The organism is Mycobacterium shinjukuense (genome assembly GCF_010730055.1).
Taxonomy (GTDB): Bacteria; Actinomycetota; Actinomycetes; order Mycobacteriales; family Mycobacteriaceae; genus Mycobacterium; species Mycobacterium shinjukuense.
Genome location: NZ_AP022575.1, coordinates 3,337,497 through 3,358,593, shown reverse-complemented (window position 1 = coordinate 3,358,593; position 21,097 = coordinate 3,337,497). Strand labels below are relative to the sequence as shown.

Annotated in this window: 15 protein-coding genes and 2 pseudogenes; 10 read left to right on the top strand and 7 right to left on the bottom strand. The window is 67.0% G+C overall.

Going from position 1 to position 21,097, the window contains the following annotated elements; translation table 11 throughout:
• Positions 1–78: 78 nt before the first annotated feature.
• Positions 79–294 (bottom strand): annotated as a pseudogene (locus G6N20_RS15215) (IS3-like element IS1141 family transposase); the annotation flags it as partial.
• A 362-nt stretch (positions 295–656) separates the two neighbouring features.
• Positions 657–863: a hypothetical protein gene (locus G6N20_RS15210; RefSeq protein ID WP_163663061.1), complete on the bottom strand. Its 207-nt coding sequence runs from the start codon at positions 861–863 to the stop codon at positions 657–659.
• 611 nt (positions 864–1,474) lie between these two features.
• Here G6N20_RS15210 and G6N20_RS15205 point away from each other — a divergent pair.
• The 4 genes from G6N20_RS15205 to espB all read left to right on the top strand — a co-directional run bounded on the left by G6N20_RS15205 (position 1,475) and on the right by espB (position 9,229).
• Positions 1,475–3,010: an EspA/EspE family type VII secretion system effector gene (locus G6N20_RS15205; RefSeq protein ID WP_163663058.1), complete on the top strand. Its 1,536-nt coding sequence runs from the start codon at positions 1,475–1,477 to the stop codon at positions 3,008–3,010.
• A gap of 698 nt (positions 3,011–3,708) precedes the next feature.
• A complete protein-coding gene (locus G6N20_RS15200; RefSeq protein ID WP_083052576.1) occupies positions 3,709–5,595 on the top strand; it encodes a PPE family protein in 1,887 nt (628 codons plus the stop codon).
• 96 nt (positions 5,596–5,691) lie between these two features.
• The gene (locus tag G6N20_RS15195; protein ID WP_158084810.1) at positions 5,692–6,963 is read left to right on the top strand and encodes a serine hydrolase domain-containing protein; all 1,272 of its coding nucleotides are present in this window, start codon (positions 5,692–5,694) and stop codon (positions 6,961–6,963) included.
• A gap of 730 nt (positions 6,964–7,693) precedes the next feature.
• Positions 7,694–9,229 carry an EspB family ESX-1 secretion system-associated protein gene (espB, locus tag G6N20_RS15190; protein ID WP_163663055.1) on the top strand — a complete coding sequence of 512 codons (1,536 nt, stop codon included), beginning with the start codon at positions 7,694–7,696 and terminating at the stop codon, positions 9,227–9,229.
• Positions 9,230–9,253: 24 nt separating this feature from the next.
• Here the strand turns inward: espB and G6N20_RS15185 are convergent, their stop codons facing one another.
• Together G6N20_RS15185 and G6N20_RS15180 are read right to left on the bottom strand one after the other, a co-directional pair.
• Positions 9,254–10,024 (bottom strand): site-2 protease family protein, encoded by a 771-nt coding sequence (locus tag G6N20_RS15185; RefSeq protein ID WP_083050928.1) that lies wholly within the window; start codon positions 10,022–10,024, stop codon positions 9,254–9,256.
• A gap of 19 nt (positions 10,025–10,043) precedes the next feature.
• Complete coding sequence (locus G6N20_RS15180; RefSeq protein ID WP_083050930.1) at positions 10,044–10,700, bottom strand: peptidase M50; 657 nt, start codon at positions 10,698–10,700, stop codon at positions 10,044–10,046.
• Positions 10,701–10,790: 90 nt separating this feature from the next.
• On the opposite strand from G6N20_RS15180, the gene G6N20_RS15175 reads away from it, so the two are divergent.
• Together G6N20_RS15175 and G6N20_RS15170 are read left to right on the top strand one after the other, a co-directional pair.
• Positions 10,791–12,089 carry an adenylosuccinate synthase gene (locus G6N20_RS15175; protein ID WP_083050933.1) on the top strand — a complete coding sequence of 433 codons (1,299 nt, stop codon included), beginning with the start codon at positions 10,791–10,793 and terminating at the stop codon, positions 12,087–12,089.
• Positions 12,090–12,103: 14 nt separating this feature from the next.
• Positions 12,104–12,733 carry a PaaI family thioesterase gene (locus G6N20_RS15170; RefSeq protein WP_276003586.1) on the top strand — a complete coding sequence of 210 codons (630 nt, stop codon included), beginning with the start codon at positions 12,104–12,106 and terminating at the stop codon, positions 12,731–12,733.
• A gap of 13 nt (positions 12,734–12,746) precedes the next feature.
• Here G6N20_RS15170 and G6N20_RS15165 read toward each other — a convergent pair whose 3' ends face one another.
• A complete protein-coding gene (locus G6N20_RS15165) occupies positions 12,747–14,087 on the bottom strand; it encodes a PPE family protein (protein WP_163663052.1) in 1,341 nt (446 codons plus the stop codon).
• A 2-nt stretch (positions 14,088–14,089) separates the two neighbouring features.
• The gene (locus G6N20_RS15160) at positions 14,090–14,401 is read right to left on the bottom strand and encodes a PE family protein (protein ID WP_083050941.1); all 312 of its coding nucleotides are present in this window, start codon (positions 14,399–14,401) and stop codon (positions 14,090–14,092) included.
• Positions 14,402–14,672: 271 nt separating this feature from the next.
• Between G6N20_RS15160 and purT the strand changes: the two genes are divergently transcribed.
• The 3 genes from purT to G6N20_RS15145 are packed head-to-tail and all read left to right on the top strand — an operon-like array spanning position 14,673 to position 17,508.
• On the top strand, positions 14,673–15,866 hold the full coding sequence (gene purT / locus G6N20_RS15155; RefSeq protein WP_083050944.1) for a formate-dependent phosphoribosylglycinamide formyltransferase: 1,194 nt from the start codon (positions 14,673–14,675) through the stop codon (positions 15,864–15,866).
• Positions 15,863–16,288: a rhodanese-like domain-containing protein gene (locus G6N20_RS15150; RefSeq protein ID WP_083050946.1), complete on the top strand. Its 426-nt coding sequence runs from the start codon at positions 15,863–15,865 to the stop codon at positions 16,286–16,288. Before purT ends, G6N20_RS15150 begins: the two co-directional genes overlap by 4 nt.
• Positions 16,285–17,508, top strand: coding sequence for an O-succinylhomoserine sulfhydrylase (locus G6N20_RS15145; protein WP_083050949.1), 1,224 nt, complete (start codon positions 16,285–16,287; stop codon positions 17,506–17,508). Before G6N20_RS15150 ends, G6N20_RS15145 begins: the two co-directional genes overlap by 4 nt.
• Here the strand turns inward: G6N20_RS15145 and G6N20_RS15140 are convergent.
• Complete coding sequence (locus G6N20_RS15140) at positions 17,505–18,917, bottom strand: NAD(P)/FAD-dependent oxidoreductase (protein WP_083050951.1); 1,413 nt, start codon at positions 18,915–18,917, stop codon at positions 17,505–17,507. The two genes, G6N20_RS15145 and G6N20_RS15140, sit on opposite strands and share 4 nt — an antisense overlap.
• A 546-nt stretch (positions 18,918–19,463) precedes the next feature.
• Here G6N20_RS15140 and G6N20_RS15130 point away from each other — a divergent pair.
• Positions 19,464–20,885 (top strand): annotated as a pseudogene (locus G6N20_RS15130) (HNH endonuclease signature motif containing protein).
• Positions 20,886–21,097 lie beyond the last annotated feature (212 nt).

Here is a 21,097-nt window from a genome sequence, read left to right as displayed (position 1 = left end):
GGCCTGGTGTGTTCAGTGGTTTGGCGAGTCGGGGCAAAATAGCGCGTCGAGCGGCAGATTGTGTGGTGCGATGGTGAAGGTGATGCCAAGGTCAGCGAGCAGGAATGGCACCGGTTTGGAGGTCACCGAGCTGCCGCGGTCGGCATGGACTGTCAACTGGTCGGGGCCGATACCGTGCTTGGCGAGAGTTTGGCGGATCGGCACCACCTCGGCCAGCGCGGCTGATTCGTGGCTGGCGACCATCCACCCCACGACGAACCGCGGAGAGATGTCCAAGATCACGTCAAGGCAGTATTAGGTCAATTCGCCGGGCCATGCATGGCGAAAAGGCCGCGACTTTAGCCCGATCCGCGAACTGCTCATGGGTCTCTGCCGTGCCGCACCGGGTGGGCCGGCTGAGCTTCCCCAACCGCGGTCTCGAGGCTGAACACCGCCGCTTGCCGCCGCTTGCTCGATCGCGACGTCGAGCGGATGCGAAACGCATCCTGACCGATTCCCTTCGGCAACAGGAGCAAGCCTTGGCCAGTGGTGACCGCAGCACTGACGCGACGAAAAGAGGAGTGCGCTGCACCGTTGCACAGTGCTGCCGGGGCTATGAATCGATGCCTGCGGCTAAACCAAGCCCTCCTTTCCTTGGACCATCTTCCCGGTCTTTGTTAGGGGTGTTGTCCGGTTTGCCGGGTGTGTTCGGCCTCGCCGGCCGGTTCGGCCTGGCCGGTTGACGGGCCGGGGTTGACGGGTGCCCGCCCACCCCGGTGGCCGCCGGCGCCGGCCCGGTCGCGGTGCTCGACGTCGTGGTCATCACCGCGGGTGCGGGCGGCCGCGGGCGCGGGCTCACCCGCCGCGATGCTGGGAGCCGTCAAGCCAAGCGAGTCGAGTCACCGCCTGACGATAGAGTCTGTGCTTTCGGCAGGCATTCGGCATTGATGAAGTGCACTGGTCGAAACGCTCGTGTGGAGCACGACCACGATACCGAGGCGTTAGTGACCGGGCCCCACCGCCACGACAGTTGCGCACCGAAGCGTGCGTGCCGGCGCCGGCGACAACACCCCACAGCGGAGTCTCCAACGAGCAAGCGGAGCCGTCAGCTTGCTGGGCTTCCGGGTGCCACGCACGTGCCGCTCTTGGGGCGGTTGCGGACTACGGGACGGCGTCGTCAAACGGCCTTCTCGAATGCCCCCGACGCGCGGAGCCCGGTCTTGTGGTCGCGGATTTCACTATTGCCGAATACCTGCCGAAAGACCGCCCGCCACGGTCGGCGTGGTGTGCCCATATCACCCAGCTGTCGGGCTCGGCGGAACGGTCGATGGCGATCATACGGTGAGCTACCGCTATTGCGATGCGCTATTAAGCCTCGGGGCTGCAACCGTCGGCGGCGAGACTCGGGTGCTCGCATTCACAACTCGGAAGGCCCGAGTTGGCCAACTGGCCGCCAGAACATCACATCAGCTAGAGAGCTAGAAAGGACACCGCAATGGAATACCACTCCGGCAGTTCCGCTTCATCCGACGACGAGGGTGAGGGCGAAAATCCCGATTCTTCCGTGAGCTCTGGTACTTCATCGTTTACAAACTCAGAAGATTATACACCTGTTACAGCCTCCACTCCTACATCTACAACATCACCAACTTCGGAGGCATTCTCCGCAACGACCATTTCGACAGATGGGCTGCCAGACCTTAATGTCACACTTTCGCCCAACTCCCGAATTATAGTGCATACCGGCGACGATTGGTACCGTGTATATGACGGGAATGGCAACATCATAGAAGAGGGTGATACCGGATCCCTGAAGCTCGACTATGCTCGGCAGCAGCAGTACCGGTTAGACGGACCCGACTCCGACGACACGACCGAAGGCAGTTCTTTTTCGCAAGATAAAGAAGATGAGGATAAAGAAGATGATTTCAAGTCCGATTCCGATGAAGAACCGCTGGAACGGAAACCTAAAGAAGTTGAAAGTCAGAGCAAAAACGAGAACGGAGGTGGCGAAGCTCAACCTGATGAAGGGCAAGTTCAAACTGATGGAGAGTCCAACGACGGTAAAGCGGAAGTGGAACCCGATGAGCCTGGGGACGGTTCGCTGGAAAAATCCGCCACGGATTCTGTTGAGAACTATGCTGCCAACACCGAGCAGGACAAAATAGAGCCGGCTAAAGGTGACCAGCCGGATAAGTGGTCTGATGCCTTCATTATTTATACGGCGATAATGATGATTACCGCGATGACGTTGTTGGATGGGTTCGGCGACGAGAACGGCGCAAGGTTCGGCAGCGGTTCGGCGAAACTGGGCCGCATCGCTGACCAGTTGCCGGCGGCCTCGGCCCACCACGGGTGGCAAGGCCTGGCCGCCGAAGCCTACGACGCCCAAAACACCGGTCTGCGGGAATTGATCACACAGATGGCCGAGGCCGACAAGCGCATCCAGCACCTGGTCCAAGACCACGCCGACCAGATCACCCACACGCGCATTGCCCTGGGCACCAGCATCGGGTTTTTGACCGTCTGCGCCCTGGTGGCCGAAGCCCTGCAGCGTCTGGGGCTGCTGAGCCTGTCGCTTAAATACCAAATCCTGGTCTGCACCCCCGTGCTGATCACCTGCGCCACCATGCAGGCAGTGTTGGTCGAGCATTCCCAACAGACCGCATCATCGATCCGTGAGGCCACCCACCGCTACCAGCGGGTGAGCGCGGCCGCCGGCGCCGCATCGTCGCCCGGGAACCGGCAGCACACCACCGTGAAACCAACCGACGCCGGCGCGGGCCGGCCAAGGAATGCGACCCGCGGGTGGACCCCGAGGACCGCGCGATCACCAGCGGCGCCAAGGCCGCGGGTCGGGTGGCGCCGCGGCCCCGGCGCAGGGATGGTGCGGGGGTACATACCGCGGTCGGGGTGGGTGGGTGGGCCCGCTGCGCCCGGTGGCGGCGGGCATCGCTGCCCAGCCGGCCCGACCGGAGCGACCGGCGTGGGCGCGCCCGGCTGCCCCACCGACGCCCGCGGCGGCGGGTGAGCCCGCGCCCGCGGCCGCCCGCACCCGCGGTGATGACCACGACGTCGAGCACCGCGACCGGGCCGGCGCCGGCGGCCACCGGGGTGGGCGGGCACCCGTCAACCCCGGCCCGTCAACCGGCCAGGCCGAACCGGCCGGCGAGGCCGAACACACCCGGCAAACCGGACAACACCCCGGCCAACACCGATCGGCGGCACCCGACCACCGAGCACCGCGGCACTCATCCGTCCAAGGCACTTCAGAGGCTGTTGCACCCCTGCCCGGGCCGTGAAGAGGCCCTTGCCTTCCAAGCCAACCGACCCATGACTAGCGACCAAGGGTCGCTAGGTCCGACACCGAGCCACTGTTGCGTTAGTGTTAGTGGGCCAGCTGGCTCACTGCCCTATTTGCTGGCCATGTAGGGACCCTATGACCGTGATGGAATGCAGCCCTGCTCGCCTGGCGGGTGGGAACACACGCCGGACACGTACCCAGGTTGGCGGGCGACGTTGACGCGGCCAGCGCATTTCACGATCGCCGCATACTTGCCGAACCGATCTTGGCCTATACATGCTTGAGGTTCAACACACCAGCGGCACACGCCAGCGGCTTAAGAACCGTACACAACAGCCGGTGGTGATAGCGCCGCCACGGTACCGGCGCACGGCGAGGCCGGCTAATTGTAATTGGGTAATTGTAATTGAGAAGAGTTGGGCATGATGAATTTCACGATCTTGCCGCCAGAGATCAACTCGGCTCGGATGTTCGCCGGCGCGGGGTCGGGTCCGATGCTGGCCGCGGCGGCGGCGTGGGACGCTTTGGCTGGGGAGCTGGATTCGGCGGCGGTCTCGTTCTCGTCGGTCACTGCCGGCTTGGCCGAAGGGTCGTGGCAGGGTGCGGCGGCGATGGCGATGGCGCGCGCGGCAGCTCCATATGTGAGTTGGCTGAACACATCGGCGGCGCTGGCAGCGGGTGCGGCTGCGCAGGCGAAGGCCACGGCTGCGGTGTTCGAGGCGGCCCGGGCGGCCACGGCGCACCCGGGTGCGGTGGCAGCGAATCGGACCCAGCTGGTGTCGCTGGTGGTGTCGAATCTGTTGGGGCAGAACGCTCCGGCGATCGCGGCGGCGGAGGCAGAGTATGAGCAGCTGTGGGCTCAGGATGTCGCCGCGATGTCGGGTTATCACGCGAAGGCATCGGCGGTGGTCGCGCAGCTGTCGCCCTGGGAGGGTGCGTTGAAAGCACTAGTCGGTGCGGCCGGGTGGTCAGGTCCGCACGCCGTGGCGGCCAACTCGGTGTTGGCCGCGGCTAACCCGCTTGGGCGGAGTGTTGCGGCTTTGTTGACGCTAGGCAACATCGGGATCGGGAATGTGGGTCTTGGGAACATCGGCAGCTTCAATCTGGGCGGCGGGAATACTGGCGATTTCAATTTCGGCGGCGGCAACATCGGCAGCTTCAATCTGGGCGGCGGGAACACCGGCAGCATAAACCTGGGCGGTGGCAACGTTGGTTTGGCAAACCTGGGCAGTGGAAACAACGGTAATACCAACTTCGGTTTCGGTAACTTTGGTAATATCAATCTGGGCGGCGGCAACGGCGGGTCCGGAAACTTCGGGTTCGGGAACAGACTCGGCGACGCAAATTTGGGCAGCGGGAATGTCGGCAGTTCCAACGTCGGTAGCGGAAACAACGGTTCCTTCAACTGGGGTGGCGGAAACGATGGCAACGGCAACGTCGGGTTTGGAAATTCCGGCAACAGTAACATTGGATTTGGCAACCACGGAAACAACAACATTGGTTTCGGGCTCACCGGAAATAATATGGTAGGAATTGGCGGATTGAACTCGGGCGTCGGGAATCTCGGCTTCGGAAACTCAGGTAGCAACAACATCGGATTCTTCAACTCGGGCGACAATAACGTCGGCTTCTTTAACTCGGGCGACAATAACTTCGGCTTTTCGAACTCGGGCTCCGTCAATACCGGCGGCTGGAATGGGGGCGCTATCAACACCGGCTTTGGGAACGGCGGCGAACGTAATGTAGGATTCGGCAACTCGGGCATCGAAAATATGGGTAGCGGTAATTCGGGCATCGGTAACGTGGGATTCGCGAACTCGGGTTGGCGCAACACCGGCAGCTTCAATTCGGGTGGCGCACTTTCGGCGGATGGTGCAAATACGGGAAGCTTCAACTCGGGTAATTTCAACACGGGTTTCTTTAACTCGGGTAACACCAATACGGGCCTTTTCAATGCGGGCAGCGTGAACACCGGCATCGGAAGCTCAATAACCCAAATCGGTTCGATCTCGGGCTTCGGAAACACTGGTACAAACGTTTCAGGATTTTTCAACTCCGGCACCGGTACCTCAGGGTTTCACAACACGACCATGGGCGTCGGTTTCGGCTCCGGCATCATGAATTCCGGCGACCACGTTGCGGGTATCAGCAACTCCGGCAGCTTCAATAGAGGTTTGGTCAACACCGGCATCGGCGGTACGGGCTTCTTTAATACCGGTAGCGGTAACGCCGGTGTGGCCAACGCCGGCACCAACAGCTCGGGGGGCTTCAACAGGGGGAATGACCAGTCGGGTTTCTTCGGTCAACCGTAAAGTGCCGACACCATTTCTGGGGTACAGCTGGGTCGCGATGAGGCGCCGCACGAGGGCTTTCCCGGTGCGCGCACGTGGGCCGATGAGGAGATGCGGGTGCGCACATTGGTAAAGGCCATGGCAGCCGTGACTGCTGCGCTACTTGGAGCGGTGACTGGTGCGGGTGTTGGGGCGCCGCCGGCGGCGGGTGCGCCCAAAACCGGACAACCGCCCGCCGATTTTGCATCATGGATCGAGGGCGAGATGCATAGTGCGCAGATTCCAGGTGCTTCGGTCGCGGTCGTGAAGAACTATCGTGTCGAGTGGGCGGCGGGATTCGGTCTGGCCGATGTTCACACGGGGCGGAAAGTGAACACCGACACGCCGTTTCAGATTGCTTCGGTGAGCAAGCCAATCGCGGCCATCGCGATCATCGAGTCGTTTTTTGACCACGGTGTGTCGCTGACTGCACCGTTTGCGCCGATCCGTTTCCCCGATGGCAGTATGTGGACGGTGCCGAATACGTATTCACGGCCGGTCACCGCGCAGGGGTTGCTGTCGCACACGGCGGGGATCGCCGCTTTTCATTACTCGGGTTTGGAGCCCGGTCAGGTCCTGCCGACGCTTGCCCAGGAACTCAATGGTCAGCCGCCGGCAACCACACCGCCGATCACGGTGGCCACCGAGCCGGGGACGCGGTGGGAGTATGCGCCCGGCGGCTACACGATGTTGCAGGCGGCGGTAGAGCAGCAGAACGACTGGCGCCCGTTTGAGCGGATCGTGGACGAGTATGTGCTGGACAAGATCCCAGGGCTGCGCAACAGTAGCTTCGCGGCCCCACCGAGTGCGGCGCTCGCCGACAGGCTTGCGGTGCCTTACTTGCCCGACGGGTCGGCGCTACCCGGCGGTGCGCGGGTGTTCACTGCTAAGGCATCGGGGAGCATGGTCAGTACACCGATCGACATGGCACGCATCATGATCGCGTTCCAGGAAGCGCTGGCCGGCTGGCCCTCACCGATACCCGGCTCCGTGGCTCGCGCAATGATGACGCGCCAGCCCGCCAGGATGCCCGACGGGCACTGTTTGTCCACCGCTGAACCGAACACTGCCGCGTGTATTGCCCCCTGGGGGCTAGGTTTTGACGTCAATATGGATGCGACGTTCATGGACCACATCCCCGACGATCGGCCGACCGGGGACTGGTTTGGGCACTCCGGATTCAATTCGGGATACCTGAGTTTTTTCTTGGCCAGCAAGACCGGTGGCAACGGACTTGTGGTGATGATCAACGCAGCACCGGCGGACATGGCGACCTCGGATATTCCCGAGCTGCCGTTCGTCACCGAAGTGATCAAACGTATAGCGAACGACCAGAATTGGCGGAACTGATTCCAGCCGAACGGTTGGGTGCCGCGGGAGTCTACTCGAACGTGAGAGTCTGGCGCGCCATGTAATGGGATAGCCGATGCGGAGTCGAGGCAACGAAAGTCGTTTCTCGGCGAGGTCTTCAGGAACATCACGCGCACCGTCGCCACTGCGTTCACACCGGACAGCGCCGACAAGCGAGCCGCCATGACCGTTGCCGCAGTTGCCACATCCCCGATGGTCCGACCTGGTGGGTCCCTGCATCTCGGCAAGCGACAGGTAGCGGCCCCACCGCACCCGCCCGACCACCCGCACCGGGCCGCTGACGCGTCGAAGGGCGCTGGGCTGCCCGGGCACGCTGGCCCAGCGGGCCGCCCATACCGCCGTGGCCAGTGGATTTCATGGTTGCCGCACGTTCGCTCCAAGCTCGCACTGCACCGTGTCGGCCGGGTCATACGCAATGCCGCGATACATGGCTTGAGAGCATTCCAGATAACGGGCTCTGTATTTCAGGAGCGCGAATGACGGCGACAAGTTGTGGATCGCTAACCCCGGCTGGCTTGGGTTTCGACGCGTGTTCCGGGAGCGCGAGTCGAACGGGCTCGTCAGGCTGTGAGATGGGCGGGGCAGGTGGGTTTCCCGGTGCCGGTCGGGCCGCTGAGTCCCGCCCGTGCTCGCACGGCCGGTGACGGCTGTGGACCGGCGTGCCGTCTTTTGGTGACGGGTGCTGCAGCGCTAAGGAGGATTATTCGACATGACGAAATCGCACACCCTGGTTGTAAGCACACAGGAACTTGTGGCCAGAGCCGCCGAGCTGGAGGCCCCAGCACCGGGGCGACCACACGGAGGCCCCAAGGCGACGTGCCACGTGGCGGCGGCCTACAAAGCGAACCTAGCGTTGACGCTGAACATCAAGGCGGTGCAGACGTATCTCGACGCGGGCGAAGGGGAGCGGCGGCGCCTGGCGCAGGCGCTGCGGAACGCGGCCAAAGCCTACGGGCACGTGGACGACAATGCCGCGCAGGCAGTGAATGGCCAGGGTCCGGTGTCGGCGGTGACGACCAACGCAGCCGATGGGAACGCGGGTTTCGTAGCGTTGCCCTACGCCGACGTCACCAAGGCCGAGCACGCGTTGGCCAACGCCGGCGCATCGGAATACCTGCCGTGGGAGGAGGCGGTAACGAGGGTCCACCATGATGACCAGGGCGCGTCGTTGGGCAGGACAGCGGATGCGTGGAGGGCCTACCGGCTAGTGCTGGAAGAAATCTCCCAGCGGTTGCGGCCCTTTGAACACTGGACAGGCGATGCGGCCACGGCTGCTCAGGCGGCCTTTGATGAACATCGGCAATGGCTAGACGAGATGGCTCAATTGTGCGACCAGCTGGCCAGCCAGGCCCAAGCTCTCAAGTCGGCACAACAAACCCTCGTCGACCACCATCCCGACGAAAAAGACGTCAAGCATTACAGATCCGAGAAGCGCGCCATCTTTCCCCCCGTGGCCGGCCAAAGTGATTGGCCTCACATGCCCAAACCACGAGCTTTTGAAAGCAGGCATCACTACGTGAAGCGCTTGTACCGGCACTTTCAACACAAGTCGGAGCACGCGCTGGCCAATTACGCCCAGATGACGGCTCTCTCGACCATCCAGCCATCGTTGCCCCCCAGTGCTCAGGGCAGCATCTCGGGAAGTTCGCCCTCGGGCCCGTTGGCGGAGCCCACCCCTGCTGTACTACCCCCCGACGTTCCTGACGGTCCGGATCTCGGGCCTCCTTCTGGATTGTCCGGCGCGGACGGGTTGCCCGAGACGCCCACGCTGCCTGCCGGACAGCCGGCGTCACCGAGCGGCGCGGGGCCGGTTCGTCCGCCAACCGGTGCGCGGTCGGCGAGTGGCGCGACACTCCCGACGCTAAAGCCGGCGTCGCTTGGGGGTGGCGGGGCTGGCGGGGGTGGGGGCGTGCCGCGGGTGCCGCTGGAGGCTGCGCCCTTACTGTCCGGGGGGGACGGTGAGCCTGGGGCACGGCAAATTGCGGGTCGTGACCTCGCGGGCCTTGGCCGGGTGAACCCAGCCGCGAGCGGGGCGATGGGCGGTGGTGGCATGGGCGTCGCGCCGATCGGCCACGGCGGTCAGGATCAGGCCGCTCGCAAGGGCAAGCGCGGGTTGGGGGGTGAGGAACCGCTGTATACCGAGGACCGGCCGCACAGCGAGTCCGTCATCGGGCAGCGGCGGCGTAGGGAGGTCGCGGAGAGCAAAGACACAAAGGAGCGAGCAGACGCGCCCGCGGCTGGCTGATGCCACCCGGCACGCCGCACCGGGTCACAACCACACGCCCCAGAAGCGGGTCAGCGTGTTGCCCGCGGCGGCCAGCCAGTGGTCCACACCGGACAGCTCGAAGAGCCAGTACACCATGCCGAACAACCACCGGTTCAGCGCCGGCGTCAGGAACAGGAACAGCAGGAACACCAGGCCGAACTGCTTGGCCGGCGCCAGCGCGCGCTGCGTCTGGGGACTCAGGTGGGGTTCCAGCGCGTCGTAACCGTCCAGGCCCGGAATGGGCAACAGGTTCAACACCACCGCGGTGAGCTGCAGGAAACCCAGAAACGCCACCCCGGCCCACAACACCGCGTGCGCCGGCTGGTACAACAGCCGGGTTGCCGCCAGCAGCAGCACGGCCAGCAGCAGGTTCATCGCCGCTCCGGCCACGCTGACCAGCGTTCGGCGGGTGGTGCTCATGAACCCGGTCTGCACATACACCGCGCCCCCGGGAAGGCCGATTCCGCCCAGCGCGATGAACAGCATCGGCAGGCCCAGCGACAGCATGGGATGGCTGTAGCGCCGCGGGTCCAGCGAGAGATAGCCGCGCAGGGCGACATCGTGGTCGCCGAATCGCCAGGCGGTGAACGCGTGACCGAACTCGTGCAGGCACAGCGACACCAGCCAGCCGGCGATCACCATGACGAACACCCCGGCGTAGGCCAGCGGCTGCACCGTCTCCCCGGCCAGCCAGGCCAGCGCGCCCCCGACGGCCGTCACACCGACCAGGCCCAGAAAGATCGGGCTGGGTCGCACCGACTCGCGCCTGCCCATGTTCCTCACCGGTCGAAAGCTACCGGACCAGCAGCCAGCCCTCGACGTTGCGGTAAAACGTCGATCGCCGCACCGGGCGGGGTGCCGGGACGCCGTCACGCACCACCACGGCGCCGGTGGTGCCCAGCTGGGCGGCGCGCCCGGCGATCCACCCGCGCCACCGGCGCTCGCGTACCGAGGCCCGCAGACCGGGCAGAGCCAACGTCGGCTCGACGCACACCCCGGCCACATCGCCATCGAACAGCACGGTGTCGTCAACGACGGCCTCGCCATGGATCAGGGCCTGCTCGTTGGCCGGTAGCCAACGAGCGCGGCCCACGATCACCGATCCGGTCTCGTCGCGGATCAGCGGCACCCGCCGAGCGGCCCCATGCCGCGCGTGCCGCGCCGCCCGGCGCCCGGTCGGCAACCCGTAGATCCGGGTCGCGGCGGTGCGCCGGCGCGGGGCGTAGCCCACCTCGACGTCGAGCCGGTCGGTGCGCAACAGCCGGCTCAGCACGGTGGCCAGGTCGGCATCGCCGCCGACCACCACGACCCGCCGGTATGGGTCCAGCGCGGCATCGATCGTGGCCGGATCGTCGGCTCGGTGGGTGGGCAGGCCGGTCAACGCGGCGGGCAGGGGCCGATCGCCGAACAGCAAGACCGCGGTGCTGGGTGCGTTCTCGGCCGTATACATGACAGCTCCTCGCAACCTGCTGAGTAGGGTAGGTCACCGGCTGGACCACAATAAGCGGGCACAACCCGCGAGAGCAGGTGGGAGCGCGTGATGCCGGCAATCGTCCTCATCGGCGCCCAGTGGGGCGACGAGGGCAAGGGTAAGGCCACCGATCTGCTCGGTGGGCGGGTGCAGTGGGTGGTGCGCTATCAGGGCGGCAACAACGCCGGCCACACCGTGGTCCTGCCGACCGGTGAGAACTTCGCGTTGCACCTCATCCCGTCGGGGGTGCTGACGCCCGGCGTCACCAACGTGATCGGCAACGGCGTGGTGATCGACCCCGGCGTGCTGCTCGGCGAACTGCGGGGCCTGAAAGACCGGGGGGTCGACACCTCCAGGCTGTTGATCTCCGCGGACGCACACCTGCTGATGCCCTACCACGTCGCCATCGACAAGGTCACCGAGCGCTACATGGGCACCAAGAAGATCGGCACCACCGGCCGCGGCATCGGGCCCTGCTACCAGGACAAGGTCGCGCGCATGGGGATCCGGGTAGCCGATGTCCTGGACCCGGATCAGCTGGCCCACAAGGTCGAGGCCGCGCTGGAGTTCAAGAACCAGGTGCTGGTCAAGATCTACAACCGCAAGGCGCTGGATCCGGGGCAGGTGGTCGACGCGCTGCTGGAGCAGGCGCAAGGTTTCCGGCACCGCATCGCCGACACCCGGCTGCTGCTCAACAACGCGTTGGACGCCGGCGAAACGGTGTTGCTGGAAGGCTCGCAGGGCACCCTGCTCGACGTCGACCACGGCACCTACCCGTATGTGACATCGTCGAATCCGACCGCCGGCGGGGCGGCCGTGGGTTCGGGCATCGGTCCCACCCGGATCCACACGGTGCTGGGGATCCTCAAGGCCTACACCACCCGGGTGGGCTCCGGCCCGTTTCCCACCGAGCTGTTCGACGAGCATGGCGAGTACTTGTCCAAGACCGGCGGCGAGTTCGGGGTGACCACCGGCCGGCGCCGGCGCTGCGGCTGGTTCGACGCCGTCATCGCGCGCTACGCCACCCGGGTCAACGGCATCACCGACTTTTTCCTGACCAAGCTCGACGTGCTTTCCAGCCTGGAAACGGTGCCGGTGTGCGTCGGCTACCGGATCGACGGCAGGCTCACCCGGGAGATGCCGATGACCCAAAGCGACCTGTGCCGCGCCCAACCGGTGTACGACGAGCTGCCGGGCTGGTGGGAAGACATCTCCGGGGCCCGGGATTTCGACGACCTGCCCGCCAAGGCGCGTGACTATGTGTTGCGGCTGGAAGAGCTTGCCGGAGCACCGGTTTCGTGCATCGGGGTCGGCCCCGGACGGGATCAGACCATCGTGCGCCGCGACGTCCTGCGGGACCGCGCGTGACCCACTATTCCTCGCTGGGCCCCCAAGACATCGATCCCGAATACCAACACCACGGCGGTTTCCCGGAATACGGCCCGGCCAGTCCGGGTGAGGGTTTCGGCCGGTTCGTGGCGACGATGCGCCGGCTACAGGATCTGGCGGTGTCGGCAGATCCCGGCGACGCGGTGTGGGACGAGGCGGCCGAGCGCGCCGCGGCCCTGGTCGAGCTGCTGGGCCCGTTCCAAGCCGAGGAAGGCAAGGCGCCGGCCGGGCGGACCCCGGGCCTGCCCGGCATGGGCAGCCTGTTGCTGCCGCCGTGGACGCTGACCCGCTACGACCCCGACGGTGTCGAGATGACGGGATCCTTTAGTCGGTTTCATGTCGGCGGCAACTCCGCGGTGCACGGCGGTGTGCTGCCGCTGCTGTTCGACCACATCTTCGGCATGATCTCGCACGCCGCCGGACGCCCGATCAGCCGGACCGCCTTCCTGCACGTCGATTACCGCAAGATCACCCCGATCGACGCGGCGCTGGTGATCCGGGGCCGGGTCACCGGCATCGAGGGCCGCAAGGCGTTCGTGGCGGCGGAGTTGGTCGACGGCGACGAGACGCTGCTGGCCGAGGGCAACGGCCTGATGGTGCGGCTACTGCCCGGCCAGCCGTGAGGGCCGGGCGGCTCTAATGGTTGGCGTTCGGGTTCGGCGGTACGACGATGATGGTCGCCCCGGGGATGGCCGCCAGGGTCGCCGCGAGATTCGCCACGACGCCGGGCGGCAAGCCCGGCGGTAGGCCCGCGATGCCCGCCCCGGCGGCGGCCGCGGGGATCGTGGGCGAGGTCGCCGCGGGCCGGGTGGCCGCCGCGCCGCCCCCGCTGCCGCCGCCGGCCGTCGGGGCGGCCGCCGCGGGGGTCGGAGACGACGAGGCGCCCCGGGCGGCAAGACCGGCCAGGCTGGTCCCGGCCAACCCCGCGGCCGCCATCCCGGTGTAGGCACCCTCGGAACCGTCGGTCATGAACATCGGAGTCGTTCCCGGGAACATCGCGGCGACCTGGCGCACCGCCGGCGGCAGCAGCCAGCTCTGCGGCACCGACAGCCCGCCGATGTTGGTGGCATGGCCGCTCAGCGCGGCGATCGGGGGCTGGGGCGGGGTGAACACCCGGCCCGGCAGCGGCGTGGGGCCCCGTCCCCGGCTGGGGCCGGGGACGTACGGACTTGATCCGCCACCGGCTTCCTCTTCCGCTTCCGCCGATTCCGGGCCGAATGGGTACTTCTCCCACTCGTCGACCTCGTCGTGGCGGTAGATCTCGATCAGTTGCGCCGTCTGCACGCCCAGGCTGGAGGCCGCGACGGCCACGGCCGCGGCCACCAGAAGGTCAAGCTCCCCCAGTGGGGTCGGCAGGTCCACCAGGTCGGGTAGGTTCACGGCCGCCGCGGACGGTGCGGCCGCCGCGGCCAGCGCCGTGGCGTCGGCCGCCGGCTCGGCCCCGGTGGTGGTCGGCGGCGGCGGGGTGAAGGGTGTCAGCTGCGACGCGGCTTCCGAGCTGCCTGCGTAGCCCTCCATGGCGACGATGTCCTGCGCCCACATTTCGCCATAGTCGGCTTCGCTGGCCGCGATCGCCGGCGTGTTCTGTCCGAACACGTTGGTCCGCACCAGGGAAACCATGGTGTTGCGGTTGGCCGCGATCGCCGCCGGGGGCACCGTCGTCGCGTACGCCACCTCGTAGGCGTTCGCCGCGGCCAGGGCCTGGGCGGCGGCCTGCTCGGCCTGAGCGGCGGTGGTCCTCATCCACGCCACGTAGGGGGCGGCCGCCGCCGCCATCGACATCGACGAGGGGCCCAGCCATTCCTGGCCGGTGAGCCCGGAGATCACCGCAGCGTACGAGGCGGCCGTCGAATTCAGTTCGTTGGCCAGCCGCTCCCAGGCCGCGGCCGCTTGCATCAGCGGAGCCGAGCCGGGCCCGGAATAGATTCTGGCCGAATTGATTTCCGGTGGTAGCGCGGCAAAGTCGGTGGCAACCACGGCTATTGCCCTCCCAGGCCGGCCGCGGCGGTGTTGGCGGCCTCGGTCGCCGCGTACGAGCACCCGCAGGACGACAGCACGGCGACGAACTGGTCGTGAATCGCCGTGGCCCGCGCGCTGACCAATTGATACAGCCGGGCGTGGATGGCGAACCGCACCGCCGTCACCGCGGACACCTCGTCGGCGGCAGCGGGAACCACGGCGGTTGTCAGCGAGGCCGCCGCGGCGTTCAGCGCATCCATTGCCGAGCCGATGCTTGCCAAGTCGCGGGCGGCGGTGTTCAGCATCTCTGGCTGTGTCGTCACGTAGGACATGGACTTTTCCCCAACGCCACCGTCCGGTCCGCGAAGCGCCCTCCGCCGCCGAGTAGGGTTTTCGGTGCGCGGATCCAGCCACTCACTCCCGCCCCACCTCCTCATGGCCACGTTGAACAGGCAGCTATCAGCAGAGTCGCACAAAAATTCAGAGAATGAGTGCAGACGCGTCTTTCTCGTCGCCGGGCGGCCGGCGGTGCGGGGCCGCCGCGTTGGCGCCGGCCGATCCTGCCGCTGCGCGGCCCTATCCTTGAGCGGCGGGACAACAACCATGCGAAGGGGTGGGCCGGTGACGGACAACGCGCCACGGGTGCTCCTGCTGGGTGCCGGCGAACCGGGTTGGGAGCTGGCGGTCGCGCTGCAACACCTGGGCGCGGAGGTGATCGTCGCAGACGGGCACCGCGAGGCGCCCGCGCACCGGGTCGCTGACCAGTCATTGGTGGTCAACCTGACCGATGCCGATGAGCTGGCCGCCGTGTTCGCCCGACTGCACCCGGATTTCGTGGTGACGCTCACCGAAGCGGTCGCCGTGGATGCCCTGGACACGGTGAGCGCGGTGCCCAGCGCCCGCAGCCTACGGTTGACCATCGATCGGGAGGGCCTGCGCCGGCTGGCGGCCGACCAGCTCGGCCTGCCCACCGCGCCGTTCTGGTTCGTCGAATCGCTCGCCGACCTTGCGGCGGTCGCCGCCCACGCGGGCTTCCCGTTGCTGGTCAAACCGGTCGCCCGGGCGCCTGGGCGGGGGCAGTCGGTGGTCGCCGGGCCCGACGGCCTCGAACGCGCCTGGCGCCATGCCGCCGGGCAGGAACCCGCCGGCACGCGCCAGCGGGTGTGGGCCGAGACGGTGGTCGAGGTCGAGTTTCTGGTCACGCTGATCGTGGTGTGCAGCCAGTGCCCGATCGGACCGGTCATCGAGTTCTGCGCGCCCATCGCTCATCGCGACGCCGACGGCGGTGACCTGGAATCCTGGCAACCGCTGCGGTTGACCACGGCCGCGCTGGACGCGGCCAAGTCGATCGCCGCACGCATCGTCAAGGCGCTCGGCGGCCGCGGCGTGTTCAGCGTCGAATTGATGGTCAACGGCGACGAGGTGTACTTCGCCGACGTCTCGGCGCTGCCCACCGAACGCGCCTGGGTGACCCTGCGCACCCAGCGGCTTTCGGTGTTCGAGCTGCAGGCCCGGGCGATCCTGGGGTTGGCGGTGGACACCCTGATGGTGTCGCCGGGCGCGGCCCGGATGCTGAGTCCGGGCCGTGATTCGGCACCGACCGCCGAGGCGCTGACCGCGGCGCTGGGCGTGCCGGAAAGCGATGTCCGGATGTTCGACCGGGGCGGCCCCGGCGCGCCCGCGGGCACAACCGGCAGGCTGGGCGTGGCGCTGGCCACCGCGGCGGATGTGGCGACCGCGCGCGACCGTGCCCACGACGTCGCGGCGCGGCTGAATATGCGAGACTCACGCGGGTGAGCTACGCGGGAGACATCACGCCGCTGGAGGCCTGGAAAATGCTCAGCGACAACCCCCAGGCGGTGCTGGTCGATGTGCGCACCAAGGCCGAATGGCGGTTCGTCGGGGTGCCGGACCTGTCCAGCCTGGGCCGTGACGTGATCTACATCGAGTGGGACACCTTCGAGGGCGGGCGCAACGAGCGCTTCGTGGCCGAACTTCGGGAGCGGATCCCACCCGTTGACGCCGGCCAGGGCGACCGGCCGGTGGTGTTCATGTGTCGTTCCGGCAACCGCTCCATCGGCGCCGCCGAGGCCGCCACGGCGGCCGGCATCACGCCGGCCTACAACGTGCTGGACGGTTTTGAAGGGCACCTTGACGCCCAGGGGCATCGCGGCACAGGCGGCTGGCGGGCGATCGGATTGCCCTGGACCCAGGGATGAGCACCCCCGGCGAGTCGGTCCGCACGCCCAAGGCGCTGCCCGACGGGGTCGGCCCGGCCACCCTCGGGGTGCGCGGCGGGCTGTTGCGGTCGGGGTTCGACGAGACGGCCGAGGCGATGTACCTGACCTCCGGCTACGTCTACCCGTCGGCGGCCGTTGCCGAGCGGTCGTTTGCCGGGGAGCTGGACCACTTTGTGTATTCGCGCTACGGCAATCCGACGGTGACCATGTTTGAGGAACGGCTGCGCCTGATCGAGGGCGCCCCGGCGGCCTTCGGCACCGCCAGCGGGATGGCGGCGGTGTTCGTCTCGCTGGGCGCGCTGCTGGCCGCCGGTGACCGGTTGGTCGCTGCCCGCAGCCTGTTCGGTTCGTGCTTCGTGGTGTGCAACGAGATCCTGCCGCGCTGGGGTGTGCAGACCGTCTTCGTCGACGGCGACGACCTGTCGCAATGGGAGCGGGCGCTGTCGGTGCCCACGCAGGCGGTGTTCTTCGAGACGCCGTCGAACCCGATGCAGTCGCTGGTGGACATCGCGGCGGTCACCGAGCTGGCGCACGCCGCGGGCGCAAAGGTAGTGCTGGACAACGTTTTTGCCACGCCATTGTTGCAGCGGGGTTTTCCGTTGGGGGTTGACGTGGTGGTGTACTCCGGTACCAAACACATCGATGGGCAGGGCCGGGTGCTCGGTGGCGCGATCCTCGGCGACAGGGAGTACATCGACGGTCCGGTGCAGAAGCTGATGCGGCACACCGGCCCGGCGATGAGCGCCTTCAATGCCTGGGTGCTGCTGAAAGGCCTTGAAACGCTGGCGATTAGGGTCGAACACTGCAATTCCTCGGCGCAGCGGATCGCGGAGTTCCTACAAGGGCATCCGGCGGTGCGGTGGGTGCGTTACCCGTTTCTGCCGTCACACCCGCAATACGACCTGGCCAAGCGCCAGATGACCGGGGGCGGAACCGTCGTCACCTTCGCGCTCGACTGCGCCGACGACGTCGCCAAGCGGCGGGCCTTCCAGGTGCTCGACAAGATGCGGCTGATCGACATCTCCAACAACCTCGGCGACGCCAAATCGCTGGTGACGCACCCGGCCACCACCACCCACCGGGCGATGGGCCCGGAGGGGCGCGCCGCGATCGGCCTGGGTGACGGCGTGATCCGCATCTCCGTCGGGCTGGAAGGCACCGACGACCTGATCGCCGATATCGACCAGGCGTTGAGCTAGCCGGCTGCCTGTTTCTCGGCCTCTTCTGCGCGTTCGGCCGCCGCCAGCGCTCCTTGCGCTTGGGCCTCCATCCACTGCGTCACCACTCTGGCGTAGATCATCTGGCTGGTGATGGCCATCTGTCCGCGAGTACGGCCCATGAACGAGATCCCCCAGGCGAAGATCGCCGCGATCCGGTTGCGGTGGCCGACCAGGTAGTACAGATGCAGCACTAACCACGCGAGCCAGGCGAAGTACCCGGCGAACTCCAGCTTGCCGACCTGCGCGACGGCGCTGTGCCGTGAGATCGTGGCCATGCTGCCCTTGTCGAAGTACTTGAAGGGCTTGCGGCTGGCCGGATCGTCATGGCCTTTCACCGCGTGCTTGATCACCGTGGTGGCGTAGCGGGCGCCCTGGATCGCGCCCTGCGCCACCCCGGGCACGCCGGGCACCGACATCAGATCACCGACGACGAAGACGTACGGGTGTCCCTTGACGGTGAGGTCGGGCTCGACGATCACCCGTCCGGCCCGGTCGGTTTCGGTGCCGTCGGACTGCTCGGCGATCATCTTGCCCAGCGGGTTGGCCTGCACGCCGGCCGCCCACACCTTGCACGCGCATTCGATGCGGCGCTGTGTGCCGTCCTTTTCCCTGATGGTGATGCCCTTGTAGTCGACCGCGGTCACCATCGCGTTGAGCTGCACCTCGACGTCCATCTTCGCCAGCCGCTTTTGCGCCTTGAGGCCCAACTTGGGGCCCATCGGCGGCAGCACCTGGGGTGCGGCGTCCAGCAGGATCACCCGGCATTCGCTGGGGGTGATGGTGCGAAACGCCCCGGCCAGGGTGCGCTCGGCGAGTTCGACGATCTGTCCGGCGACCTCGACGCCGGTCGGTCCGGCCCCGACCACCACGAAGGTCAGCCGGCGTTCCCGCTCGGCATGGTCGGTGGTGACCTCGGCGGCTTCGAATGCGCCCAGGATGCGGCCGCGCAGCTCCAGGGCGTCGTCGATGGTCTTCATGCCGGGTGCGAAGGTGGCGAATTCGTCTTTGCCGAAGTAGGACTGCTGTGCGCCGGCGGCCACGATGAGGCTGTCGTACGGCGTCACCGTCTCCATGTCCATCAACTTCGACGTGACGGTCTTGGCCTTCAGGTCGATCGCGTTGACCTCACCGAGCAACACCCGCACGTTTTTTTGCCGACGCAGGATCAGCCTGGTGGTCGGGGCGATGTCGCCCTCGGACAAGATCCCGGTGGCCACCTGATACAGCAATGGCTGGAATAGGTGGGTCGTAGTCTTCGAGATCAGCGTGATGTCGACATCGGCCCGCTTGAGCGCCTTGGCCGCGTTCAGGCCGCCGAACCCGCTCCCGATGATGACCACGCGATGGCGCCCGCCGACAGCCGCGGGTTCGCCGGATGAGAGCGTCATGGTCCTCCTTCAGTCTGGTCGCTGTGGCGCAGCTACACAGTACGACTCCCCTCATCGCAACGGCGCAACTTTTTGTGGGCCTTGTGGGCCTTGTGGGCCGTCGGCAGGGTCGGGCATTGTCATCAATGGCGGCCAGGTGCACCTCTCCGACGGCTCGACATCGCCGGCCGCCGACACGGCCTGCCGATCGATGGTCAACCGCACCTGCGGCTTCGGCGACATGCCACGGCCAGGCCCTTCGCACGTCGGGTGTGCAACTCCATCAGCGACTCGAACGCATCGCGGAAGTCCCGAACGAAGTCGGCCAATTGCCGCAGCTAATCCGGGGTTCATTTCGGCATCCGTGGCGACGACGCTCTAGCCGACCACCGACGACCCGGTCGGCAGACACGCGGTTAGCATGTTCGCTCCGAGCGAACATGCATTCGACTGGCGGCCTGGCTTATGCCGGTCGGGTTTAGGTAGACTCGAACGCATGTTCGACCAAAGGCTGCATGAGCACTTCGAGCCGTCGGATACCCGACGTCGCGGGGGTTGATCGAGCGGATGCGCGCCGCCGGGTGTGCCGAGGCGCAGGCGGCGGCGGCGCGGCTGGCGGCGATCGGGGAGTTGTTTGAGCTGCGTCGGGTCGAGCGCGGGGAGTGCGCAGACTGGGCGGTGGATACCTGGGCGGCGGTGGCCGCCGAGGTGGCTTGAGCTTTTTCAAGGCGTTTCGGACCGGTTTGGCGCTGGCCGGCAGCTACCTGCACTATGCGCGGGCGATGCGGGAGCGGCTGCCGAAAGTTGCCGAGGTGTTTGCCGCCGGGGAGATCGATTATCGGATGCTTCAGACGCTGGTGTATCGCACCGATTTGATCACCGACGCGGCGGTGTTGGCGCGGGTGGATGCCGAGCTGGCGCTGCGGGTGCGGGGTTGGCCGTCGATGACCCGGGGCAGGCTGGCCGCCGCAATCGATCGGATCGTGGCGGTGGCCGACCCCGATGCGGTGCGCCGGGTGCGTGAGCGGGCCCGCGATCGGGAGGTGTCGATCTGGAATTCTGGGGACGGCATGGGCGAGGTGTATGCCCAGCTGTATGCCACCGACGCCCAAGCCCTGGATGCGCGGCTGAACGCCTTGGTGGCCACGGTGTGTGCCGGTGATCCGCGCAGCACAGATCAGCGCCGCGCCGACGCGCTGGGCGCGCTGGCGGCCGGGGCGGATCGGCTGGCCTGCCGCTGCGACAATCCCGACTGTGCCGCCGAGGGGCGCCCGGTGTCGGCGGTGGTGATTCATGTGGTGGCCGAGCAGGCCAGCGTCAAGGGCCACGGCCAGGCGCCGGCAGCGTTGCTGGGCGGCGACGCGCTGATCCCGGCCGAGTTGGTGGCCGAGTTGGCCAAGACCGCCGGGCTGCAGCCGATCCCGGTCCCCGGCCGGGACCGAGCCGGGTTATCGGCCCTCGGCGAAGCTGGCGGCGTTTGTGCGGGCCCGGGATCTGACCTGTCGGGCGCCCGGTTGCGACCGCCCGGCCACCCAGTGCGACCTGGATCACACCATCGCGTTCGCCGACGGTGGGCCCACCCACGCGTCCAACCTCAAATGCCTGTGCCGTCTTCATCATTTGCTGGCCACCTTCTGTGGCTGGCGCGCCCAGCAACTGCCCGACGGCACGGTGATTTGGACGCTGCCGGGTAACCAGACCTACGTCACCACCCCGGGCAGCGCGCTGCTGTTCCCGGCGCTGTGCACCCCCACCGGTGACCCGCCCGCACCCGAGCCGGCCCGCGCCGACCGCCGCGGGCAGCGCACCGCGATGATGCCGCGCCGGGCCAGCACCCGCACCCAAAACCGCGCCCACCACATCACCACCGAACGCCACCGCAACCACCAAGCCCGCCAGCGCGCCCACGTGGTCACCCAAACCGCCACAACCGCCCCCGAGACCCACGACCAGCCGCCCGATCCCGACGACGACCCGCCGCCCTTCTAGGGGCTGGAGCGACCACGCACCTGCCCGACGACACGGGTATTAGGCAAAGGCACAGGGTCCTGATGTTGTTGTATTTCAATGCAATTCAGTTAGGCCCGAGCCCATGGCTCGTCCGGATGGCCGGTTAGCGTGATGTGTATGCCCCTCCTGCTCCATCCCGTTTCCTTGTATCGTCAAGTTCGTCGTTTGGCGCTGTTGCGACAGGAAGGCGT